The sequence below is a fragment of the Candidatus Chordibacter forsetii genome, assembly GCF_964187505.1.
In the GTDB taxonomy this organism is placed as follows: domain Bacteria; phylum Verrucomicrobiota; class Verrucomicrobiia; order Opitutales; family Seribacteraceae; genus Chordibacter; species Chordibacter forsetii.
Map to the genome: position 1 here is coordinate 1 of NZ_CAXLML010000121.1, position 22,205 is coordinate 22,205.

Sequence of the window (22,205 nt, forward strand, 5' to 3'; positions counted from 1 at the left end):
GGCTCTCCACGCGTTATTGGTTTAAGCGTCTCCAAAGAATTTTAATTCTTTTCTGACTGCCCTGCCCTTTATGGACCAGGGAGTAAACATGCAAGTTCCGCTTGCTCCTAAATTTCTCCATGCCTAGCTTAGTATTTTCTGAGTAATGAATGCATTTATCAAAATTGGACTTCCATGGGCACTTTCGCTAGCACTTGTTTTTTATCTTGGTCTTCACTTGGGGTCCAATGTCGAAAAATTTACGACGCCCCCCTCAGCCTCTTCAGTATCAAAAAAACAAGTAGATGCATTACCAAAAGAAAATGACAGGGGAAGTCTAATCCAGGCACAAAAGAGCAAATCAACTGAATTTGTATACGAGAAAAACCCGGCAATGCCACCCAACCTCCAACGGATTATGCAAGGTGGAGACATTGTAGAACGGCTTGGGTCGTACCTTGATGCCGTACGATCAATGGATCGTTCCAATGTCAAGCAGGTGGTTAAAGCCTTTGAGGAATTACCCGAGGGTTATGGGAGGCATTTAGAAATGAAGTTACTTATGCGCAGTTGGGTAAATTTTGACCCTGAAGGTGCCCTTTCCTATGCATCAAACTCGTTGAATGCCAAAAGTGAGAAAAGGTTTGGTATCTCAGAAGCCCTTGCTGGATGGGCGGTAAGGGATGAGAAAGCCGCCATTGCATGGGCTCAAGCAAATCATTCCGGGCAGAAGAAAGGAGATAACCCCTTATTGGTTGGAATTGTGAAGGGCTTAATGGAAACGGATTTGGATGCGGCCAATCGTTTATTCCTTAGTTTGCCAACAGGAACTGCCCGTTGGCAGGCATCCAGTTTGCTCGCCGAAAGATTTGCTAAACAGGACCCTCAAAAGGCAATTCAATGGGCCAAAAATTACCCGAGTGACGATCCCAGAATGCGGGAAACTGTGCTTGGACAGATAGGTGCCAAGCTTTCTCGGCAAGATTTAGAAGCTACCGCAAATTGGGCAAAATCGATGGCACCCGAACCAGGTGCAGATCGGGTAACAGAAAACCTTATCGCCCAGTGGGCAAGCAGGGACCCTGAGGCGGCTGCAGAGTGGACAAACAATTTGACCAACCCAGAAAGAAAAAGGCATGCCATGGCGGAATTGTCAGGAAGGTGGGCATTGACTGATCCAGTGGCTACGGCTGAATGGCTAAACACCCAACCTCTCTCCCCTCAGCTTGATCCAGCCATTGCAAATTTCGTCTCTCGAATTCAGGGAAGAAACCCCGAAGGAGCAGCTGGGTGGGCTCAGTCCATATCTGATCCAGCTATGCGTAAAGAAGCTCTTGATCGGGCACTAGATGCATGGTTGCAAACAGACCCGACCAAGGCCGAAGCCTGGATCAGGCAGCAGAAAGAATGACCCTATCCCAGGTTCTCGATAATCGAGACGATGGGTAAAAACAGTGCGATCACAATAAACCCGACAACAACTGCGAGGAAAACGATCATGACAGGCTCGATCAGGGAGGTTACTCCGGCCACCGCGTTGTCAACATCCTCATCAAAATTGTCAGCTATCCTGGTAAGCATGTCTGGTAATTCGCCCGTCTCTTCACCAATCTCCACCATACTCGTGACCATGGTGGGAAAGACGGGCTCCCTATCCATTTGTACGGCCATGGATTCACCATCCCTGACCGCGTTGTGAATATTAGTCATCGCTTTTACAAAGAAAAAATTCGTCAAGGTATCACCAGTAATTTGCAATGCCTGTAAAATGGGCACGCCGCTACTGAGAAGCGTACCAAAAGTACGGGTAATCCGTGAAACATTTGATTTGCTTACCACATCCCGGACCACAGGCACATGCAAGCCAAGCCAGTCAAACCCCTTCGAGCCCTGCTTGGTTTTTTTAAGCAAAACAACCCCCATGATCGAACCGGCCATTCCTCCCAGCACCAGAATGGGGTTGGAAGAAAATAAATCACTAATATCCACCACAATTTGAGTAGGGCCAGGAAGAGGAGCACCTCTGAGCATTTGTTCGAAAATCGATTCGAACTGTGGAACCACCACCATCATGAGTAAAGTAACAATCCCCACAGCCACAAACATGATCACACTCGGATAGATCATAGCGGATTTCACTTTTTTAATCGTTCGAATAGATTTCTCCTGAAATTGAGCAAGCCTGGTAAGTACAAGATCGAGCACGCCTCCCGCCTCCCCTGCCCTGACCATATTAACATACAATTTATCAAAGGTTTTTGGATACATCGCTAAACCATCAGACAAGGTACCACCCGAAGATACTTTTTCTGCAACAGATTCGAGCATTTTCTTAAATTTTGGTTTTTTCTCCTGCTGCTTAATCATGACCTCCAAACTGCGCAAAAGGGGAAGGCCGGCTTGAATTAATGTAGACATTTGACGAGTAAAAACAGAGATGTCCTCATTATTTGGACCACCCCCAATTTCAATATCTAGAAGACTTCCTTTTTTCTTCTTTTTAGTTTTACTCGATTTCTTACCTTTCTTGACCGCGGTACTTGATGCAGAAGAATTTTCTCCACCCAGACCCATGGCAGGGGTGACCGCAGTGGGTGCGGGTGCAACACCCTGCTGAGATAAACTCGTCGGCTGCAGGTTGTACTGGGCAAGAATATTACGGGCATCTTGATCATTACTAGCCTCGAAAGTTCCTTCGACCGAATTTCCCGTTGCATCCGTTGCTACATATTCAAAAATTGCCATCTCTAAAATTACTGTGACCAGAAATTAGGTATATTTCAAGACTTCCTCGACTGTAGTTTCACCATCTAAGATAGAACGTAATCCATCTTCCCGCAAGGTACGCATACCTTGTTCGATCGCTTGTTGTTTTAACACTAAAGTCGCGGCTCCAGAATTGATCAATTCACGGAAACTATCTCCAACCTTGATCATCTCAAACAGACCGGTTCTGCCACGGTATCCGCCATTGCTACAATCATCACATCCAGATCCAAAGTAAAACTTCCTATCTCCCAAATCCTTGCGGATAAGTCCGAGGTTTTGCAACATTTCATTTTTGGGATCAAATTCTTGCTTACAACTTGAACAAATTCTGCGGACCAGACGCTGGGCGAGAATAAACTCAAGGGACGCCGAAAGAAGAAAGGGTTCAAGCCCCATATCGATCAAACGGGTAATTGCACCTGGAGCGTCATTGGTGTGGAGGGTGCTGAGAACGACATGTCCGGTCAACGATGCCTGAACTGCAATCCGGGCAGTTTCAATATCTCGAATTTCTCCGACCATAATTTTATCGGGATCTTGCCGGAGAAAAGCTCGTAAGGCACGGGCAAAATCGAGACCGACCTGGTGGTTAACGGGAACCTGCATAATTCCCTCGATCTCATATTCCACCGGGTCTTCTGCAGTGAGAATTTTGGTTTCAATTTCATTAACTTCACGCAATGCACTGTATAGAGTCGTTGTCTTGCCTGACCCAGTAGGCCCAGTAACTATAAAAATACCATTTGGACGGCGCACCGCTCCGCGAATTCCTGATTTTACATTTTCGGGAAGGCCTAAATTATCAAGATCCAAATTAACCGCGGATTTATCCAAGACTCGAAGCACCACACTTTCTCCAAATTGAGTGGGCAAGGTAGATACCCGCAAATCAACCGCCCGCCCCTCAATCGTCATCTTAATCCTGCCATCCTGGGGGATGCGATGCTCAGCAATATTCAACTCAGAAATCACTTTAATGCGGGAGATAACGGGTAGGGACAAACTCTTAGGAGGAGGGGACATCTCGTAGAGAGCACCGTCTACTCGGTAACGGATACGAAATTCATCCTCGAAAGGTTCAAAGTGTATATCGGAAGCCTGAGCCCGAATGGCTTGCTGAATAACTAGATTAACAAAACGGATAATTGGAGTCTCATTGGCTGCATCCACCAGATCTCCCTCCTTGGAATCGTCCAAGTTTGCAAATTTATCGAGTCCGGTATCGGCCAACAGATCATCCATCGATGCCTGATCTGCTCCATAATACCGGTTAATCAGCTCGGCAACCATGACGGGATCGCAAACAACGATCAACACCTCAAGATTTAGAGCAAAAGTGAGATCATCAATAATGGATGCATTAAATGGATCGAGTGCGAGAAGGTGGATACCTTGGTCAGAAAGATATAGCGGAACCACGCCGTATTGTCGGGCGGTTTCCTGAGGGAGAACTGAGAGCACATCGGACTCAACCTCGCCGGGTTCGCCAGCCTGTAATTCATACCCGAGGTACTGGGAAATTAAGGCAAACAAATCTTCCCGGCGAATAATTCCTGCTTCTATTACGCCATCTGCAAAAGAACGCTTCCCTTCGACTACATCTTGATCGAAGAGTTCATCCAGGCCATGTTGGGAGACTCCATCGACTTCACGAAAGAGGTCGCGAATTTCAGCATTATTATCGAGGTATAGCATACCTACTTATTCCTCTTCGGTCGTTACCATCAAGACCTCATCCAAAGTAGTGACACCAGCCAAGACCTTACGGAATCCATCGTTACGCATCGAACGCATCCCCATCTCCCTAGCCTTGTTGCGCAATTCAACAATGCTCACATTGTTATAAATCATCTCCTCGATCTCTGAATTCACCACAAAAATTTCAAATACTCCCTTTCTTCCCCGGTACCCTTTTTCTCCACATTTTGGACAACCTGTGCCCTTCATAAAACTGGCTCCTGCTGCTTGTTCTTCATTAATCCCTAAGACCGCCAATTCTGCAGAATTGGGCTCGTAAGGACCTTTGCAGTTTTGACAAATGGCACGCACCAATCGTTGGGCAAGAGCGGCCCGCAGTGAGGCAGAAACGAGAAACGGCTTCACTCCCATATCAACCAATCGGGAAACCGCGCTCGGAGCATCGTTGGTGTGAAGGGTACTGAAAACCATGTGTCCAGTTAATGATGCATTAATTGCGATCTCCGCTGTTTCCAAATCCCGAATTTCCCCGACCATAACAATATTGGGAGCTTGTCGAAGCATTGCCCGAAGAGCTGCTGAAAAGGTCATCCCCACTTCCGCACGGACCTGTACTTGGTTGATACCAGGGACTTCATATTCAACTGGATCTTCCACCGTAATAATTTTTCGGTCGGGTTTGTTAATGGCATTAAGTGCGGAGTACAAAGTAGTCGACTTCCCCGAGCCCGTGGGCCCGGTAACGAGGAAAATTCCATCTGGTAAATTAATAACCTGCTCGAAGATTGTCTGGTCATCCGAAAAGAAACCCAACTGGGGAAGTCCTAAGCTCAGGCTTTCTTTATCCAGGATCCGCATAACTATGCTCTCTCCATGCACAGTGGGTAGCGTGGAAACGCGCAGATCAATTACCTTTTCGCCGACTTTTACATTGATTCTCCCGTCTAAGGGTACACGCTTTTCGGCCAGGCTGACATTGGCCATTAACTTGGTTCGGGATAGAATTGAAGGCTGAAGACGCTTGGGAGGGTCCTGCTGCTCAATCAATTTGCCATCTATGCGAAAACGAATGCGAAATTTTTTCTCCAAGGGTTCCATATGAATGTCAGATGCCCGTTTCTCTAAAGCATCCTTAATGACAGAATGGACAAATTTAATTATAGGGGCATCTTCTTCACTAACATCTTCCGGGCGGACATTGTCCTCAATTTGAATATCTCCGCCACCCAACCCGTCGAGGAAATCCTTCTCCTTTTCCTTCTCGTTCAAACCGTAAAGCTGATTGATTGATTCGAGTACATCTGCCCGATAAGCGACCCTAGGGTTAACCGGTTTCCCAAACAAGTGACCGAGGTTATCAATACCGTCTTGGTCAATAGGGTTGCCTAATACAACATCAATAGAGGCACCATCTGTCCCCAAAGGAATGGCCTCATAGAACCGGGCATGCTCGGAATTTAACAGGCCAATAACTTCCGGGGTCAGGCTTACCCCTGCCATGTCTACAACCTCCATATCCAACTCCGAGCCAAGGAAATTTACTACCTCTTCTTTGGACAGTTCCAACTTACCAAGTAGCAAATTCATGAAATCCAGACCTTCATCACCAGAGGTTTCACCAGGATCTTGGGCTTTTACCTCTGCCAGTACCTGATCGATCAACTCTTGGCTGGCTAAACCTTGTTCCTTAAAAGCTTCGGTCAAAAATTCTTCCGTTGCATTCATCAGTTCAAAAGTTTGAAAAGCCTGGACAAGTTACCTACCCAATCCCATTAGAAATTCCGGATTATTTTTTGTCTTCTTTACCCTTTGGATAAACATCTCCATCGCATCGGCAGGAGGCACTCCTTTCATCGACCGTCGAAGGGCATAAATTTTGTTTAATTCGTCTTTATGGTAGAGCAATTCCTCTTTGCGAGTACCACTTTTTTCAAAGTCGAGAGCTGGAAAAATTCTCTTATTGGAAAGCTCGCGGTCCAAGTGGAGTTCCATATTTCCGGTACCTTTAAATTCTTCAAAGATTACTTCGTCCATCTTACTCCCAGTTTCGACCAGAGCTGTGCCCAAAATTGTTAAACTTCCCCCACCCTCTATATTACGGGCAGATCCAAAGAAACGTTTAGGGCGTTGCAAGGCGGTCGCCTCCACCCCACCACTGAGGATTTTCCCACTGTTGGGCATAGTGGCATTGTAGGCACGGGCCATTCGGGTAATGGAATCAAGCAAAATTACAACATGTTGATTATGTTCGACCATGCGGCGGGCTTTTTCGATCACAATTTCCGCAGCATGTACATGGCTCTCAGCACTTTCATCAAAGGTGGATGCAATGACCTCAGCATCGGGTACCTGCCTACGAAAGTCGGTAACTTCTTCCGGGCGTTCATCCACGAGAAGTACAATTAAATGAGCCTCAGGATTGTTTTGTCTTAAAGCCCGTGCAATTGCTTGCTGTAAAATTGTCTTTCCCGTTCTTGGAGGAGCCACAATCAGTCCTCGCTGCCCAAAACCCACAGGAGATACTAAGTCGACTACCCGCATCGCGACATTGTCCCACTCTACCTCGTGATGGGTTTCAAGATACATACGTTTAAGGGGATAGTAAGGCGTAAGTTCGGTAAAAGGAGTTACCCGCGTGGCTTCCTCAGGAGAAACTCCCATAACTTCGTCTACTTGTAAAACAATCGGGCAGGTGGACTCTTCCATTTTTGCCCGAATTAAACTTTTCACAAAATGACCAGTTTTTAATCCATAGCTGCGAACCAAAAGGGCCGGAATAAAAGCAGATTGAGACTTTAGACGGTAGTTTTCTTTTTCTTGAAGGATGAAGCCATGTCCATCTTCCATTATCTGGACAATGCCTGAAAGAGACACCGGGGTTTCGCTTTTGAGACAGAAAGCCAAAAGAGCATCAACTAACTCTTCACGCAAAGGTGCAGCAGGGAGATCTTCTTCGATAGATAACTTTGAGATTTTTTCTGTTAACTCTGTAAGGTTTAAAGAAAGATATTCGTCTAAGTTCAGACAATCCTTGCCCGACTCCAGTAAGGGTTGAAGAATCTTGGCAATTTCTTCGTCTGTTTTTAATGTCTCAGAATCAAGAAGTTGACCAATTTGCAAGGGTTTTGCTTCTGTTTCTTCGTAGGGCAGTCTTTGAGGCTTTTTAAACTTGGGTTTCTTTCGAAGTTTCTTTTTTTCCTGCCAAGTTAACTTTTTTTGACCAGGGGCAGAATGTGGATGCCCCGGTTGCCTTGGGTGGTTAGGGTGATTGGGTTTGCCACGACCCTGGCCCGGGGAATTCGAGTTCCCCTTAGCTGGCACAGGATTCCCCTCTCCTCCGTCGTCTGCTTTCTCTTGCTTTGCAGGTATTGGTTGGTTGGGCGACTTTTCCTCAGAACTCTTCACCTCATTCTCTTCTTCGGGTCGAGGCCTTTCTTCTTCGCTCTCACTGCCATCAGTACTGAAAAAGAGTTGACGGTCAGGAGCATCAGATTCTGGTTGCTCAACTGGAACAATGGGGGAGTCCGCAGGTGCTTTCTTACTCTTTTTTTTGGAATCCACAGTCGGTTCCTCAGCATTTCCTGAAGAGGCTTTCGGCTTGGACGAACGGGTGCTTTTTTTAACAGGCATTGGATAGTTTAAGTAAATGGAAAAACATTAAAAAATGGTGGGGGCAAGGGCATCTACCTGACGTTTTAGAAAATCGTTGGTTCCACCACCCCACAAGACAAAATCAGCTCGATTTACCTTTTGTACTAATGGCAACTGAGAAGAAATTCGGGCGTTTGCCTCTTCAAGGGAGAGGCCTCGCTGATACAATCTCTGGTAGATTGTGCTATTTGACGCATACATGGTAACGACGCAGGTAAATTGAGTGTGTAAATTGTTTTCGAACAAAAGAGGTAGTTCAACTAGGCACTTTTCAGAAGAACAAGATTGAATGAAAGTAGTCCATAAGGAACGAACAATAGGATGAAGCAGGTTCTCGATCCACTTTCTTTCTGAATCTTTCTTAAACACTATTCGACCAATCGCGGGTTTGTCAATATTTCCGAAAGAATCAAATCCCACCCCACCCCATCGTTGGCGAATATTATTTTTAACTTCGGAGTTGGTTGCCAAAATTTCGGCAACGAGAGAATCTGCAGAAACCACAGCCCACCCCAATTTATTAAACCTTTCCAGTGCAGAGGTTTTTCCACAGGCGATTCCTCCGGTTATCCCAACTACGGTTTTTCCTTTAAAAGGACACATCAATTTAAGTAAAACTGTGGAAGTAAATTTGAGCAAGCAAGGATGTAAATCTTATTATATGCGACTATCGTCTTGCCAGTTTGGCCAGCCGATTCATAATGCGTCTTTCCTTTGAAGGTAGGGTATCCAAGTGGCTAAAGGATGCGGACTGTAAATCCGCCCGCTTCGGCGTTCGTCGGTTCGAATCCGACCCCTACCACCACTTCCGCTTAGCATTTATTCGAATCTTCCCTTGATGAAAGAAAAAAAAACGGCGAAAAGATGGATCTACATCATTCTTGGTGGGTTAATTCTTTATTTTTACAAAACCTGCTCTGGTCAGATACCCCCATTAAAATTTTGATGTTTGCAAAATCTTGGACAAGTACGGCTTTGTACGGCGGAATTCTCGCACTCGGACTGTCCTACCTCACCGCCCACTATTTTAGCACTTCTTTGTTTGCCCATTATCACGATTGGTCGGGTTGGAGAAACTTAACCGGGTGGGCACCCAATGGAATAACCAATGGACTGGCCAAGATCTCATGGGCTGTAATTTTCTGTTCCTGCTGGTGGATGCTCTGGCGGTTCGACTTTTTTCTAGGTATCCAACCTGAAAACAAAAAAGGGACAAAAGAGAATCAAGGGGCTGGATCGATGGGTTCCGAAAATTACCAAAAAATGGGCCCAGAAAATGAGGGGCCGCAAAAAACTGAGAATTTTATTCCAGAGGAAGAAGAGGAAACGGAGACCAAAACTGAAGAAGATAGCAAATCCGAAGAAGACAATTCAGATAAAACCAAGGAGGCAAAGAAAGCCTTCTTTCCTGAAGTAGAAGATCTTGAAATGGCCGAAGTCCTTGGTTTGGAAAAGGATGCGATTCAAGATTTCGCTAAAGTTAAGGCAACTTACCGTATTGCTATTGCTCAGTACCACCCAGACAAAGTTTCAGCCCTTGGATTTGAGATTCAGGAAGTAGCCGAAAAAAAAGCCAAGGAGATCAACCAGGCTTATGAACATTTCCGAAAAAAACTAAAAAAATCAAAAAATAATATATCATAAACTTACACATCTGTGATAATTCCTTGAAGCTCTCTTTTAAATAATCCATAATTGATCCTTTTTACCATGACACAAGCAACCACTCATGAATTCAAAGCCGAGACCAAGCAGGTTCTCGATATTGTTGTAAACTCGCTATATAAAGATAAGGAAATCTTTGTTCGCGAATTAATTTCTAACGCATCCGACGCACTCGAAAAATTACGTCGTACTCAACTTACGGAGAAAGATATTCTTGATGACAATTTAGAACTCGAAATCAACCTGAGTACTGACGATTCAGCAAAACAGTTGATTATCCAGGATTTTGGAATCGGGATGACAGAAGAGGAATTAGTTAAAAACCTAGGTACTATTGCCCATTCCGGATCGAAGGAATTCTTGAATGCTTTGCAAAGCGAAGGAGAAAAGAATGAGTCCTTGATTGGAAAGTTTGGAGTTGGATTTTACAGTGTATTTATGGTGTCGGACTCAGTAAAGGCTTACACTCGCACCTGGCAAAAAGAGGGCGAAGGATTGTGCTGGGAAAGCGATGGTAGTGGTGGATATTCAATTGATAAAACCGATGGACAGCGCCGAGGAACTAAGATCGTCATTCAACTAAAGGACGAGTTTGAAGAGTTTTCGAAAGAGGATCGAATCAAGGATATTGTCAAAAAATACTCTGCATTCGTCCAGTTCCCCGTTTCGGTAAATGGTGAGAAGGTCAATACGGTGGATGCCATTTGGTTGCGCTCGAAATCAGAGATTAAGGACGAAGAGTACGAAGAGTTCTACAAGTTCCAGTCCAATGACTACGATTCGCCATTGATGCGTTTGCACTTCAGTGCTGACGCCCCACTGGAAATCAACTCCCTACTTTTCGTACCCAAACGAAACATGGAAAAAATGGGGATGTTTAGAAGCGAGAACAAAGTAGCCTTACACTGCCGGAAAGTCTTAATTGATGCAGAGCCAAAAAGCCTTTTTCCAGAATGGTTGAGATTCTTAAAAGGTGTGGTTGATAGTTCTGACATTCCTCTGAATGTTTCAAGAGAGACCATGCAGGATAGCGAACTGCTCAAGAAACTAGGCCAAGTTTTGACCAAAAGATTCCTTCGATTTCTTAATGAACAAGCGAAGAAAGAAGAGGACACATTTTTGGAGTTTTGGAAAGAATATGGAGTACTTCTCAAAGAAGGTGTGGCAACTGACTTCACCTACAAGGATGATTTGGCCAAGTTATTGCGTTTCGAATCCACGGCAGCTGAGGACGGTAAACTTACCGGATTGGAAGCCTACATTGATCGAATGGCTGCAGATCAAAAAGATATTTTGTTTCTTTATGGAAAAAACCGTAAAGCAATTGAATCAGGTCCCTACCTCGAAGCCCTGCAAGCACGCGGATATGAGGTTCTACTTCTTACCGAACCGGTTGACGAGTATGTCATGCAATCCCTGCGCGAATTTAAGGAAAAGAAAATTATTTCTGCCGATTCAGATGAATTAAAACTAGAAAAATTAGATCAAGAACCAACCGGTGAAGCCCTTGATGAAAAAGCCGTAAAAAAGCTATCCAAGTGGATCAAGCAATCCTTGGAAGACCGCGTATCCGAAGTAGAAACAGGCGAACGATTAATCAATAGCCCCGTCTGCGTTGTTGGAGAGGATGGGATGGGGGGTGCTTCTGCCCGCCGGATCATGAAAATGATGCAGGGTCCAGAAGGCGAAATGCCTGCTAGTAAAGTAAAATTCCAGATTAATCCAAACCATGCGATTATTCACGGGTTATTCAAACTCATGGAAAAAGATGAGCCAACAGCCCTACTGGTAGCGAATCAACTTTTGGACAATGCTTTGGCTTCCGCTAATCTTTTGGATGACCCAAGGGAGATGATAGCACGCAGTTATCAAACCCTAGAAAAACTTACCACCGTGTAATTTTTTGGGCATTTCAAGAACCGTGTAAATTGAGATTGCCCCGAATGTACGGGATGAGGTAAAAAATTTACCATGATGAGGAACTTTAGCAAATTTTTGATATTTGGCACACTTAGTTGCCTCATTTCCTTGGTTGGTTGTTTTAAAAGCTCAGGAGGACTTGGTCGCAGTGGAGGAAATCCTTTTGCTGACGCTGATGCTGCAGTAAGTAAAAATATCGAAAACTTGATGGGGCTTTCCGTTGGGATGACCAAAGCACAGGTGTTTAGTCTATCTGGAATCGCTAATTATGTGGAAGGATACGATTGGGGCAGCGTATGGTTTTACAAAATTCGCAAAGGTGGAAACGAAGGCACCCTCTCCGACAAGGAAGTTGAAAAACGTTACATGCCCGTTGTTTTTGATAATACCGACCGTGTCATGGGATACGGTAGTAAGTTTTACGACCAAACATTGAATGACCTCGGTGCTGGTCAATTTTAATCACTTCCAATTTTTTATCCGATTGTTCGGTTGACGAAGGTCAGGATTTAATTCATTTTCTTATCTTTTCACTTATTTTTGATGAAGACTACCCTGGCTAAAAAGGAAACTGTAACCCACGACTGGAAGATTGTTGATGCTTCTGGCCTAATCTTGGGGCGTCTGGCTGTACAGATTGCCAACGCACTAAGGGGGAGAAACAAACCCACTTATACCCCGCATGTCGACACTGGCGATTATGTTGTGGTTATCAACGCCGAGAAGGTTAAACTCTCCGGGTCAAAGGAAGAGCAAAAGCAATATATGTTCTACTCAGGTTACATGGGTAACGAAAAATACCGTACCGTTGCTGATTTTCGCGAGAATCGTCCTGAATTTATTATTACCAATGCAGTCAAGGGGATGTTGCCCAGAAATAAACTCTCTTCGGGCATGCTTACACGTTTACGAGTTTTTCGTGGGGAAGAACACGAACACGAAGCCCAGCAACCCTCTCCTCTACTTTCCTAATTTATAATATGAGTGCAAAACCAAAGACAGAAGAATTTATTGCCACCGGGCGACGCAAAACCAGCACCGCTCGAGTCCGCATACGCCCAGGTTCCGGAGATTTCATTATAAACAACCGTGACATCAGCGACTACTGTTCAACTGAGCAACAAAAGAAAGCTGTTCTCGGACCTTTAGTCTCTGTTGAAAAAGTTGGTGAATTAGACATCACCGTGATTGTTCGTGGAGGTGGAGGCACCGGACAATCTGGGGCGATTCGTCACGGACTTTCAAGAGCTCTCGAGAAGATGGATGGTGAACTTCGTTCTCCTCTCAAAAAAGCAGGTCATCTTCGACGAGATCCTCGCAAAATCGAACGTAAAAAACCCGGCCGACCAGGGGCCCGTAAAAGGTTTCAATTTTCAAAGAGATAATTTTTATTTCCTTACCCATCCTTTACCTAACCCCTCGGAACTCCAACCGAGGGGTTTGTTTTTTATAATTTTCCTCATCAAATTTCAACGACTATGAAAACAGGTATTATCGGAGCATCCGGATATACCGGACAAGAGCTTGTCTCTTTGCTTATTCGACACCCTAAGATCGAGCTTTGCACCATTACATCAAGAGCACACGCTGGAAAGTCTGTCTCCCAAGTAATTCCAAGGGTTGGAAAAGTTGGTCAATCCCTGAAATTCACTAATCCTTCGCTGGCAGGCTTGCTAAACGGAGAGGTCGAACTTTTCTTTTTGGCTCTGCCACATGGTACAGCTGCGGAATATGCAGTCCCTTTAGTCGAGGCTGGAAAAAAGGTAATCGATCTGTCTGCGGATTTTAGGTTAAATGACCCCAAACTTTATCAGGAATATTATGGTTCCAAACCCATATCTCCTGATTGGTTACCGAAAGCACAATACGGCCTTCCCGAGCTCCATGAATTATCATGGGAGAAATCTCCTCTCATTGCATCTCCTGGCTGTTACCCAACAAGTATCATCACTCCCCTTGCACCTTTACTACAGAAGGGATTGATCGAGACCAGCGACATCATCGTAAACTCGATTAGTGGAATTAGTGGGGCTGGTAAAAATGCTTCCGAGCATCTCTTGTTTTGCGAACGAAACGAAAGTGCAGGAGTTTACGGGCTTCCCAAACACCGACATCTATCTGAAATTGAAGAGCAATTAAGTCAGTTTGCTCAGAAATCAATTGTCTTATCATTTCACCCGCACCTCGGTCCGATGAACCGGGGAATTTGCACAACAATTTCCGTACGAGCCAAGGGTGGACTTCATGCTAAGTTAATTACCAAGTGTTGGGAGGATACCTATTCCGGGAGGCCTTTTGTGCAAATACTTAAAAATGGAGACCTGCCTGAAACTGGACGGGTTGTAGGAACGAACCGAATCGACTTGGCCGTACAGGAAGACTCCAGGACCAATCGTTACATTATCTGTTCCGCGGAAGATAACCTGCTTAAAGGAGCGGGTGGTCAAGCTGTACAGTCGATGAACCTGTGCAACGGGTACGAAGAAGATTGCGGACTGTCATGAAGTTTTATCAGGACTGTGACGGCATAACTGAAGCCCAAGGTTTTTATGCTTCTGGAGTGCCTGCCAATATCATGGGGAAAAATAATGGAAAATTAGATCTTGGTATCATTTATTCTCCACGGCCATGTACGGCAGCAGGTACATTTACGACTAACGACGTCAAAGCATCCCCCGTTCGATATTGCATGGATTTATTGAATGAACAGGAACAGGTTTTTCACGGCGTTGTAGTAAATAGTGGAAATGCTAATGCCTGCACTGGCAAACAGGGAGACCTGGATTGCGCAAAAATGGCATCGGAAACAGCGAGGCATTTAAAGGTGCACTCCAAAGAAATTTTGGTTTGCTCAACCGGTCGAATAGGCGTGCAGATGCCCATGAGTCGAGTAACTGCTGGAATCACTGAAGCTTGCCAGGATACGCTTGACGAATTGGATGGCGGCAAGGCTTTTCAGGAAGCAATCCTTACTTCTGACACTCGGACGAAGTCATGCTCTGCTCAAATTGAAACTTCTTCCGGAAAAGTAACCATTGGAGGAACAGTAAAGGGTGCGGGTATGATTCAACCCAACATGGCTACCATGCTGGCCTTTCTGACCACAGATGCCTTTGCCTCTGCCAGCTTTCTCAAAAAGTGTTTGGATAAGGCAGTGAATAACTCCTTTAACCGAATGACTATAGATGGGGACATGAGTACCAACGATAGCGTACTTATTTTAGCTAACGGATCAACAAGGGTAGATATTGAAAAAGAATCTGTAGATACGATTGCCAAATTTCAAGAAGCGGTTGATCAGGTTTGTACCTGCCTCGCCCGGAAATGTGTAACGGACGGTGAAAAGGTCACCAAATTTGTGGAACTCCAATTGAATGGAGCTTCCAATGATCAAGACGCCGACCTTGTGGCCAGGTGTATTGCCAACTCACTGCTCGTTAAAACCTCATGGTATGGATCTGATCCGAACTGGGGAAGAATTGTCGATGCTGCGGGCTATGCACGGGTCGGCCTTGACTTTGAAAAGTTTGATCTATGGTACAACGATGTTCCCGCTGTGGAAAAAGGTAAGCCCCTCCCCTCAAATAAGCATAAGTGGAAAGAAATCGTTTCCGCAAAATCTTTTGTTATCAAGATTCACCTCAACTCGGGCTCAGGTAAAGCGGTGTTGTGGTCAAATGATTTAAGCGAAGAATACGTTAACTACAATAAAAGCGAATAAGACTGATGGTGGCATATGAAGAAAGTCAGGCAAAGGCCCGTATTTTAATGGAGGCCCTCCCCTATGTTAGAAGATTTAGGGGCTCAATTTTTGTGGTCAAATACGGGGGAAGCTTCATGGACTCCCCTGATCCGGAAGTGCGTTCAGGCGTGGCCAAAGATTTAGTCTTTCTCAATTTTGTTGGAATCAAGGTGGTGGTAGTCCATGGCGGAGGAAAAGCAATTACCCGGGAATTAAAAAATAGAGGTATTCAAGCACATTTTATCGACGGGCTCCGTGTAACTGATGAGCAAACCATCGATGCTGTAGATTCAGTTCTCAATGAACAAGTTAACCGGGAGGTCGCAGACTTTGTATCGTCGCATGACTGTGAAGTTCAAAGGTTTCCCGGCAAGCGGGTATTGTCCTGTGAAAAACTTCAATCCAAGAACGATTTAGGCTTTGTCGGTCAGGTGACCCAGGTTAATACCGATCCCATCATCCAGGCTTTGGATGCGGGCAAAATGCCAATTCTCTCGTCCACCGCATCGGATAGCCAAGGCGTTTGTTACAATGTAAACGCGGACAATGTTGCATCCCAAGTCGCCATGGCTCTTGGGGCTCGTAGACTAGTCTACTTATCTGACGTACCTGGATTACTGAGGAATCCAGAGGATCCCTCAACCCTTCTTTCCAGCCTGGCGATTAGCGAGGTTAAGCCACTAGAAGAGGCAGGGGTAATTTCCGCCGGCATGCTCCCAAAGGTTACCAGTGCAGTGGAAGCTCTAAAAGCAGGCGTCAACCGGGTTCACTTTATCGATGGTAGGATGCCGCACAGTATATTATTGGAAATCTTTACCGATCAGGGGATTGGTACGGAAATTGTCCATGCCTGAATAGATGGATCTTCCAAAACATCAAGAATTCCTTATCGGAAACTATGCCCCACCGCCCCTGGAAATTGTCAGGGGGAAGGGATCCAACCTGTGGGACTCTCAAGGTAAAGAGTACTTAGACTTTGCTTCAGGAATTGCCGTTACCAACCTTGGACACAGCCATCCCCACTGGGTGAAAAATATCCAGCAACAGAGTGCCGAACTCGTTCACTGCTCTAACTTATTTTCTATCCCCGAGCAGGTTTCACTCGCTGAAAGACTGGTCAAAAAAATCGGTCCCGGGAAAATCCTTTTTTGTAATAGTGGTGCAGAGGCGAATGAGGCTTTAATCAAACTTTCCCGCTTGCATGGTAATCAAACAAAAAACAAGCGGTCGAAGGTGCTCGTTGCGACCAATGGATTTCACGGTCGTACCCTTGGAGCTTTATCCGCGACCGAATCGATCAAATATCGGCAGGGATTTGAACCGCTCCTTCCGGGTTTTGTATTTTGCCGTTACAACGATCTTAGTGATTTCGAACAATCTATAGACGGTCAAACCGTTGCTATACTTGTCGAGTCCATCCAAGGAGAAGGCGGATTAGAAGCCGCTAGCGACGAGTTTCTTTTGGGGTTGGAAACTCTTTGTTCAAAACACAATCTCCTCTTTCTCATGGACGAAGTCCAAGCGGGCATAGCACGGACAGGTGAATTTTTGGGATACCAAAAATCGGGAACTAGACCACATGCAATCGCCATGGCAAAAGGATTGGGCGGGGGCTTCCCCATTGGAGCGATTTGGGTAGATCAACAACACTCCCAACTATTTACTCCGGGTAGTCATGGAACAACTTATGGCGGCTCCCCCCTAGCCTGCACTGCGGCTCATGCGGTGCTAGATGTTATCGAGAATGAAAATTTAATCGAACAAGCTAAGACAAAAGGGGAAGGATTTAAAATTGGACTGCAAAATCTCGCGGTCCAATTCCCCCAGAAAATTACCGAGATTAAAGGCAGAGGATTGATGCTTGGTCTTGGCCTTACTTTTGATCCATCTCTCCTCGTTGCCAACCTTCGGGAAAACGGTTTAATTGCGGTGGGTGCTGCGAGAAATACTTTGCGTCTGCTCCCCCCCCTTACCGTAAAAGATGATGAGATTTTGCGAGCGCTCAACATTTTAAGGTCCGGACTCGCCCAAATCAAATTGGACTAAATATTTTTGCTATGAGAAACTTTTTACAGGAAAATGACTTTCAAAAAGAAGAAGTGGTGCAAATCTTTGCCAACGCTTTCGATTTGAAAAATACCCGGGCTCAGCGACCAACAAAGGATCTTGCCGGTCAAAGTTGGGGAATGCTTTTTTACAAACAAAGCACACGAACACGGGTCTCCTTTGAAGTAGGTATTCGTGAACTCGGGGGAAATCCCCTCATCCTGGATCAATCGAGTACCCAAATTGGTCGGGGTGAAAGCATCGAAGATACAGCTAAAGTACTTTCGCGCTTTCTTGACGGATTGATCATCCGGACACACGGACATGAATTGATAGAAGAGTTTGCCCGTCATACATCTATTCCAGTGGTCAATGCCCTCACCGATTTTTTACATCCCTGTCAAATTTATGCAGATTGTATGACCTTGTTGGAAAAATGGTCAGACGGTAATACATCACTTGAAGGATTAAAGGGTAAAAAATTAGCCTTTTTTGGGGACACCTCCTGTAATATGGCAAATTCCTGGATCTTAGCTGGTGCTTTATTTGGCTTAGAAATCTCACTTTGCGGTCCGGAATCCTTTAAACCAGGTAAAGAAATCCAACAATTGCTCCAGGATAACAACCTATCGCCAACCTGGAACTTCACCCCCGACCCCGATGCAGGGGCGCTCGGAGCAGATGCAGTCTACACGGACGTTTGGGTGAGTATGGGTTGCGAAGAGGAAAGCCAGGGGCGCCTACAAGCCATGCAACCCTACCAGGTCAAGGATTCGACTTTTGAGTCTGCTCGACAGGATTGTCTCTTCATGCATTGTATGCCCGCCCATCCTGGAGAGGAAGTCTCACAGTCAGTGCTCGATTCTCAACGTGTATGCCCGCCCATCCTGGAGAGGAAGTCTCACAGTCAGTGCTCGATTCTCAACGGGCGATTCTTTTTGACCAGGCAGAAAATCGTCTGCATATGCAAAAGGCTATTCTATCCGCTTTATCACCTCATAATTCCTGAAAAAGATGAAATTGATTCTCGCATATTCGGGAGGTTTAGACACCTCCGTACTTGTTCACTGGTTCGCCCATCATCATGGGGCTGAAGTTATTACCTACTGTGCTGATGTTGGTCAGGAGGAAGAACTAGATGGCCTCGAAGAAAAGGCCATGGCCACGGGAGCCAAAGCCCACCGAACTCTTGATCTGGTCGAGGAATTTGCTCAGGACTTTATCTACCCGATGGCTCGTGGAAATGCCGTTTATGAAAGCCAATATCTTTTGGGTACTTCCATTGCCCGTCCGCTTATTGCAAAGGCTCAAATTGATATCGCCCGAGAATTCCAGGCAGATACTGTGGCTCATGGTGCTACGGGTAAAGGAAATGATCAGTGCCGCTTCGAGATTACTTTTTCAGCCCTTGCCCCCGATCTAAAAATTCTTGCACCATGGCGAGATGCCTCCTTTCGCGAGCGTTTCCCTGGGCGCACAGAAATGATTGAATATTGCAAGGAACACTCGATCGATGTGGAGGCCAGTGCATCTAAACCCTACTCAATGGACCGGAACCTTTGGCATATCTCCTACGAAGCCGGAATTCTTGAAGACCCATGGTTTGATCCGACCACGCCTGAAAATCGTTCGATGTACAAACTGACCGTCGATCCCATGCTCGCTCCGGATGAAGCCCAATACCTCGAGTTGGAATTTGACCAGGGAAATTGCGTGGCCATTGATGGAAAAAAGGGGAATCCGGCAGAAATTATCCGTTCCCTTAACACCATAGCGGGTAAACATGGAATTGGACGGGTGGATTTGGTGGAAAATCGATTCGTGGGGATGAAAAGTCGTGGAGTCTACGAAACCCCTGGAGGCACCATTCTTCTACACGGGCACAGGCAATTGGAAACCTTGACTATGGATCGTGACTTGATGCACCTGCGAGATTCCTTGATCCCTCGCTACGCCGAACTCATTTACAACGGATTTTGGTACGCTCCCGAACGTGAAGCCCTTCAGGCATTAATTGATCAAAGCCAGCAAAAAGTAAGTGGAATTGTACGGCTGAAACTTTACAAAGGAAATGTCACCACAGTAGGCAGAAAATCGGATTACTCTCTTTACGATACCGCAGTTGCTTCAATGGAGGGAGACGAATCTGACTACCAACCTGAAGATGCTGGTGGATTTATCCGTTTGAATGGGCTTCGACTGATGGAACGGGCACGAAAACAAGGTTACCAAGGCTCCTAAATTCATTTTCCAACTACTCACCCATTTGCCCGGCCGTGAACCTGCTCGTTATTGATAATTACGACTCCTTCACCTATAATTTGGTGCAGTACTTCGGGGAGTTGGGAGCAACTTGCGAGGTCATACGTAATGATCAAGCCACCTTGGAAGAGATTAATATCGAGCCTTTTGACGGGCTGGTTCTTTCTCCGGGCCCCTGTGATCCTGACCAGGCAGGAATAAGCTTAGCGGCTGTCAATCATTGGGCTGGTAAAAAACCATTGCTGGGAGTTTGCCTTGGTCACCAATGTATCGGACAAGCTTACGGTGGAAAGATTGTCCGAGCAGATCGTTTGATGCATGGAAAAACCTCTCCTGTTCATCACCAAGAGTCCGAGATATTCAAGGATCTCCCAAATCCCTTTTCAGCCACTCGCTATCATTCTCTTATTATTGATCCGAAGAGCATGCCAGAAGAGTTGGAAGTAACTGCCAAGACGGATGAAGGTGAAATTATGGCAATCCGGCACCGGGAGCTTCCACTATGGGGTGTACAGTTTCATCCAGAGTCTTTGGCAACAGATAGTGGAATTATGGTCTTGAAGAATTTCCTGAAATATTGTTAAAACATACTTGTGTGTGTGGTAAGTGGAATTCTCGATAGCTAATAATGCTGTGTCCAAAGTGTTCATCCCTTGATGTCAAGGTCTTGGAAACGCGGGCCGGTAAGGTTGCGTCGACGCGAAGAAGAAGAGAATGTCAATCTTGCGGGCATCGTTTCAGCACCATAGAAGAAGTCCTCCACGAGGATTTGACTGTGGTAAAAAGTGATGATAGCCGGGAGTGCTTTGATCGAACGAAACTGGCAATGAGCCTGCGTCGTGCGATTTCCAAGCGCCCGATTGATGCCGAGCAAATCAACGCTCTTCTCACCGATACCCTGCGAAGAATCGAAAGTGAGTTCGATGATGAACTTCCTAGTCGTGCAATTGCCGATGCAGTGATGCATGGTTTGCGCACTGTCGATTCCATTGCCTGGTTGCGTTACGCAAGTTTCTACGAGGATTTTACGCAGTTCTCTCGGTTCGCCGAGGAAATTTTATACTTGGGTGGGGAAAGGGCGGGTGAAAACAGCGGCGGGTAAAAAAGACGACTATACCAGACTGCAGAATTTAAACTCTCTATTCATGGTAATGGGGAGTGTTTCTTCGCCTGAAGAAACAATGCAGCTGCAAAGTACACTTTCCTTTATGCGGGAAAATGACGACAATGATAGAATGACGGTTCAATCCTTTGAGCACTGTATCGATGAAGTCGTACGTTTTCATTTCCCCAATAAGCGAAACTTGAGGCATGTTCATTGGAATGCCCGGCATCATTTGGTTGACCCCCTGTGGGTGCATGCATCCGTTCTTAAATTTGTTCGGTCCACCCGTGATGCAATGAATGGTTTGTTATTGGTCTCTGGATTGCGCGAATCGTTGAAGGGAGGCAGAAAACGCTGGACCTCTAAGTGCGAACAAGAATATTTGGAAAACCGCCAATTTATTGAGACTCTAGTGATGCGCAATGCACACAAGGGGCAGGATCTATCCGTGTTATTCTTTTAGGAATCCGATTCCGGATAACTTCCCAATAGACGGGAAAAGGCACATGCATTACTTAATTCATGTAGGGCCTGAGAAACTCCATCTTCTTCGGGATGACCAAGGAAATCTACAAAGAAGAAATAATCCCAGGACTTACGTTTGCTCGGTCTGGATTCGATTTTACAAAGATTGATCCCTCTCTCAGAAAATGGCTTGAGGGCCTTTTGCAAAGCTCCGACCTCATCGTTTAGGGAGAGAACCAAGCTGGTACGGTAGGAAACACCTACACGCATAGGCAGGGATTGTTTGGCCACCACGAGAAAGCGGGTTACATTATCCGATCGATCCTGAATTCCCCCTTCGATCATGGGAACTTCGTAAATTTGTCCGGCTAATTCCCCGGCAATGGCAGCAACTCCCGGTTCTGCCCGGCACTCCCTCACCGCTTCCGCAGTGCTGCTTACAGGAACAAGACGGGCGTCAGGAAGATGGGTACGCAACCAATCAGCACATTGGGCAAGGGCCTGATCCTTCGAACGAACCTCGCCAATATCTGCTAGTGAAGATTGGCTAAAAAGGCAGTGACGTACCCTCAAAAAGACTTGGGCAATAATCGTAAGTTCGGAATCGACTAATAAATCAAGTGAACGATTAACCGCCCCTTCACTTGAGTTTTCGATTGGCACCACCCCATAATCACAATGCCCTGCTTCCACTGAACTGAATACGTCAGGAATATCGGGCAGTGCCTGGTATTCCAGTCCTGATCCAAAATTTTTTACTGCCGCCTGATGGGTATAGGTGGCTTCAGGCCCAAGGTAACCAATAACCATGTCTTTCTCCAAAGCGATGGAGGCAGAAATGATTTCACGGTAAACGGTGCGTAGAGACCCCTCTCGCAAAGGTCCTTCACTGTAACCAGCAAG

21 protein-coding genes and 1 tRNA gene are annotated in these 22,205 nt (G+C 45.7%); 16 read left to right on the top strand and 6 right to left on the bottom strand.

The genetic code is table 11. The annotated features are described in order from the left end of the window. Window positions 1–145: 145 nt before the first annotated feature. Window positions 146–1,390 carry a hypothetical protein gene (locus tag ACKPQ4_RS05520; protein WP_407680203.1) on the top strand — a complete coding sequence of 415 codons (1,245 nt, stop codon included), beginning with the start codon at window positions 146–148 and terminating at the stop codon, window positions 1,388–1,390. A gap of 2 nt (window positions 1,391–1,392) precedes the next feature. On the opposite strand, the gene ACKPQ4_RS05525 is transcribed toward ACKPQ4_RS05520, so the two are convergent. Genes ACKPQ4_RS05525 through coaE form a run of 5 tightly spaced genes read right to left on the bottom strand, consistent with a single transcriptional unit; the run spans window position 1,393 to window position 8,700 of the window. Beyond that, window positions 1,393–2,724, bottom strand: coding sequence for a type II secretion system F family protein (locus tag ACKPQ4_RS05525; protein WP_407680204.1), 1,332 nt, complete (start codon window positions 2,722–2,724; stop codon window positions 1,393–1,395). A 24-nt stretch (window positions 2,725–2,748) separates the two neighbouring features. Continuing rightward, window positions 2,749–4,443 carry a GspE/PulE family protein gene (locus ACKPQ4_RS05530; protein WP_407680205.1) on the bottom strand — a complete coding sequence of 565 codons (1,695 nt, stop codon included), beginning with the start codon at window positions 4,441–4,443 and terminating at the stop codon, window positions 2,749–2,751. Window positions 4,444–4,449: 6 nt separating this feature from the next. Next, on the bottom strand, window positions 4,450–6,171 hold the full coding sequence (locus ACKPQ4_RS05535; RefSeq protein ID WP_407680206.1) for a GspE/PulE family protein: 1,722 nt from the start codon (window positions 6,169–6,171) through the stop codon (window positions 4,450–4,452). Window positions 6,172–6,201: 30 nt separating this feature from the next. Further along, window positions 6,202–8,076 carry a transcription termination factor Rho gene (gene rho / locus ACKPQ4_RS05540; RefSeq protein ID WP_407680207.1) on the bottom strand — a complete coding sequence of 625 codons (1,875 nt, stop codon included), beginning with the start codon at window positions 8,074–8,076 and terminating at the stop codon, window positions 6,202–6,204. 27 nt (window positions 8,077–8,103) lie between these two features. Continuing rightward, complete coding sequence (coaE, locus tag ACKPQ4_RS05545; protein ID WP_407680208.1) at window positions 8,104–8,700, bottom strand: dephospho-CoA kinase; 597 nt, start codon at window positions 8,698–8,700, stop codon at window positions 8,104–8,106. A gap of 116 nt (window positions 8,701–8,816) precedes the next feature. On the opposite strand from coaE, the gene ACKPQ4_RS05550 reads away from it, so the two are divergent. From ACKPQ4_RS05550 to ACKPQ4_RS05625, 15 genes are all read left to right on the top strand, one after another. Then, a tRNA-Tyr gene (locus ACKPQ4_RS05550) sits at window positions 8,817–8,902 on the top strand. A 140-nt stretch (window positions 8,903–9,042) separates the two neighbouring features. Continuing rightward, window positions 9,043–9,741 (top strand): J domain-containing protein, encoded by a 699-nt coding sequence (locus ACKPQ4_RS05555; RefSeq protein ID WP_407680209.1) that lies wholly within the window; start codon window positions 9,043–9,045, stop codon window positions 9,739–9,741. Between the two features lie 66 nt (window positions 9,742–9,807). Beyond that, complete coding sequence (htpG, locus tag ACKPQ4_RS05560) at window positions 9,808–11,661, top strand: molecular chaperone HtpG (protein ID WP_407680210.1); 1,854 nt, start codon at window positions 9,808–9,810, stop codon at window positions 11,659–11,661. 72 nt (window positions 11,662–11,733) lie between these two features. Continuing rightward, a complete protein-coding gene (locus ACKPQ4_RS05565) occupies window positions 11,734–12,144 on the top strand; it encodes a hypothetical protein (protein ID WP_407680211.1) in 411 nt (136 codons plus the stop codon). 81 nt (window positions 12,145–12,225) lie between these two features. Further along, a complete protein-coding gene (gene rplM, locus ACKPQ4_RS05570; protein WP_407680212.1) occupies window positions 12,226–12,654 on the top strand; it encodes a 50S ribosomal protein L13 in 429 nt (142 codons plus the stop codon). An 8-nt stretch (window positions 12,655–12,662) separates the two neighbouring features. Continuing rightward, the gene (gene rpsI, locus ACKPQ4_RS05575; RefSeq protein ID WP_407680213.1) at window positions 12,663–13,067 is read left to right on the top strand and encodes a 30S ribosomal protein S9; all 405 of its coding nucleotides are present in this window, start codon (window positions 12,663–12,665) and stop codon (window positions 13,065–13,067) included. A 93-nt stretch (window positions 13,068–13,160) separates the two neighbouring features. Further along, window positions 13,161–14,186, top strand: coding sequence for an N-acetyl-gamma-glutamyl-phosphate reductase (gene argC, locus ACKPQ4_RS05580; protein WP_407680214.1), 1,026 nt, complete (start codon window positions 13,161–13,163; stop codon window positions 14,184–14,186). Further along, the gene (argJ, locus tag ACKPQ4_RS05585) at window positions 14,183–15,403 is read left to right on the top strand and encodes a bifunctional glutamate N-acetyltransferase/amino-acid acetyltransferase ArgJ (RefSeq protein WP_407680215.1); all 1,221 of its coding nucleotides are present in this window, start codon (window positions 14,183–14,185) and stop codon (window positions 15,401–15,403) included. The genes argC and argJ overlap by 4 nt, the downstream gene beginning before the upstream one ends. Before the next feature lie 5 nt (window positions 15,404–15,408). Further along, window positions 15,409–16,278, top strand: a complete 870-nt coding sequence (gene argB / locus ACKPQ4_RS05590) for an acetylglutamate kinase (RefSeq protein ID WP_407680216.1) — start codon at window positions 15,409–15,411, stop codon at window positions 16,276–16,278. Between the two features lie 4 nt (window positions 16,279–16,282). Further along, window positions 16,283–17,470 (top strand): aspartate aminotransferase family protein, encoded by a 1,188-nt coding sequence (locus tag ACKPQ4_RS05595; protein WP_407680217.1) that lies wholly within the window; start codon window positions 16,283–16,285, stop codon window positions 17,468–17,470. 11 nt (window positions 17,471–17,481) lie between these two features. Next, a complete protein-coding gene (gene argF, locus ACKPQ4_RS05600) occupies window positions 17,482–18,564 on the top strand; it encodes an ornithine carbamoyltransferase (RefSeq protein WP_456151853.1) in 1,083 nt (360 codons plus the stop codon). After that, window positions 18,485–19,711, top strand: coding sequence for an argininosuccinate synthase (locus tag ACKPQ4_RS05610; protein WP_407680218.1), 1,227 nt, complete (start codon window positions 18,485–18,487; stop codon window positions 19,709–19,711). The genes argF and ACKPQ4_RS05610 overlap by 80 nt, the downstream gene beginning before the upstream one ends. A gap of 35 nt (window positions 19,712–19,746) precedes the next feature. Then, window positions 19,747–20,316, top strand: coding sequence for an anthranilate synthase component II (locus tag ACKPQ4_RS05615; RefSeq protein ID WP_407680219.1), 570 nt, complete (start codon window positions 19,747–19,749; stop codon window positions 20,314–20,316). Window positions 20,317–20,360: 44 nt separating this feature from the next. Continuing rightward, window positions 20,361–20,834, top strand: coding sequence for an NrdR family transcriptional regulator (locus ACKPQ4_RS05620; RefSeq protein WP_407680220.1), 474 nt, complete (start codon window positions 20,361–20,363; stop codon window positions 20,832–20,834). Further along, a complete protein-coding gene (locus tag ACKPQ4_RS05625; protein WP_407680221.1) occupies window positions 20,815–21,300 on the top strand; it encodes a hypothetical protein in 486 nt (161 codons plus the stop codon). The genes ACKPQ4_RS05620 and ACKPQ4_RS05625 overlap by 20 nt, the downstream gene beginning before the upstream one ends. Here the strand turns inward: ACKPQ4_RS05625 and pheA are convergent. Next, window positions 21,297–22,205, bottom strand: a 909-nt coding sequence (pheA, locus tag ACKPQ4_RS05630; RefSeq protein WP_407680222.1) for a prephenate dehydratase, incomplete at its 5' end; no start/stop codon positions are given. The two genes, ACKPQ4_RS05625 and pheA, sit on opposite strands and share 4 nt — an antisense overlap.

Bases quoted from the DNA above. Each gene is read 5' to 3' on its own strand.
- rpsI (WP_407680213.1), top strand. From the start codon at position 12,663: ATGAGTGCAAAACCAAAGACAGAAGAATTTATTGCCACCGGGCGACGC.
- ACKPQ4_RS05565 (WP_407680211.1), top strand. From the start codon at position 11,734: ATGATGAGGAACTTTAGCAAATTTTTGATATTTGGCACACTTAGTTGC.
- argB (WP_407680216.1), top strand. From the start codon at position 15,409: ATGGTGGCATATGAAGAAAGTCAGGCAAAGGCCCGTATTTTAATGGAG.
- ACKPQ4_RS05535 (WP_407680206.1), bottom strand. From the start codon at position 6,171: ATGAATGCAACGGAAGAATTTTTGACCGAAGCTTTTAAGGAACAAGGT.
- ACKPQ4_RS05595 (WP_407680217.1), top strand. From the start codon at position 16,283: ATGGATCTTCCAAAACATCAAGAATTCCTTATCGGAAACTATGCCCCA.
- ACKPQ4_RS05610 (WP_407680218.1), top strand. From the start codon at position 18,485: ATGAAATTGATTCTCGCATATTCGGGAGGTTTAGACACCTCCGTACTT.
- ACKPQ4_RS05525 (WP_407680204.1), bottom strand. From the start codon at position 2,724: ATGGCAATTTTTGAATATGTAGCAACGGATGCAACGGGAAATTCGGTC.
- htpG (WP_407680210.1), top strand. From the start codon at position 9,808: ATGACACAAGCAACCACTCATGAATTCAAAGCCGAGACCAAGCAGGTT.
- argC (WP_407680214.1), top strand. From the start codon at position 13,161: ATGAAAACAGGTATTATCGGAGCATCCGGATATACCGGACAAGAGCTT.
- ACKPQ4_RS05620 (WP_407680220.1), top strand. From the start codon at position 20,361: ATGCTGTGTCCAAAGTGTTCATCCCTTGATGTCAAGGTCTTGGAAACG.
- ACKPQ4_RS05520 (WP_407680203.1), top strand. From the start codon at position 146: ATGAATGCATTTATCAAAATTGGACTTCCATGGGCACTTTCGCTAGCA.
- coaE (WP_407680208.1), bottom strand. From the start codon at position 8,700: ATGTGTCCTTTTAAAGGAAAAACCGTAGTTGGGATAACCGGAGGAATC.
- argF (WP_456151853.1), top strand. From the start codon at position 17,482: ATGAGAAACTTTTTACAGGAAAATGACTTTCAAAAAGAAGAAGTGGTG.
- ACKPQ4_RS05530 (WP_407680205.1), bottom strand. From the start codon at position 4,443: ATGCTATACCTCGATAATAATGCTGAAATTCGCGACCTCTTTCGTGAA.
- rho (WP_407680207.1), bottom strand. From the start codon at position 8,076: ATGCCTGTTAAAAAAAGCACCCGTTCGTCCAAGCCGAAAGCCTCTTCA.
- argJ (WP_407680215.1), top strand. From the start codon at position 14,183: ATGAAGTTTTATCAGGACTGTGACGGCATAACTGAAGCCCAAGGTTTT.
- ACKPQ4_RS05555 (WP_407680209.1), top strand. From the start codon at position 9,043: ATGTTTGCAAAATCTTGGACAAGTACGGCTTTGTACGGCGGAATTCTC.
- rplM (WP_407680212.1), top strand. From the start codon at position 12,226: ATGAAGACTACCCTGGCTAAAAAGGAAACTGTAACCCACGACTGGAAG.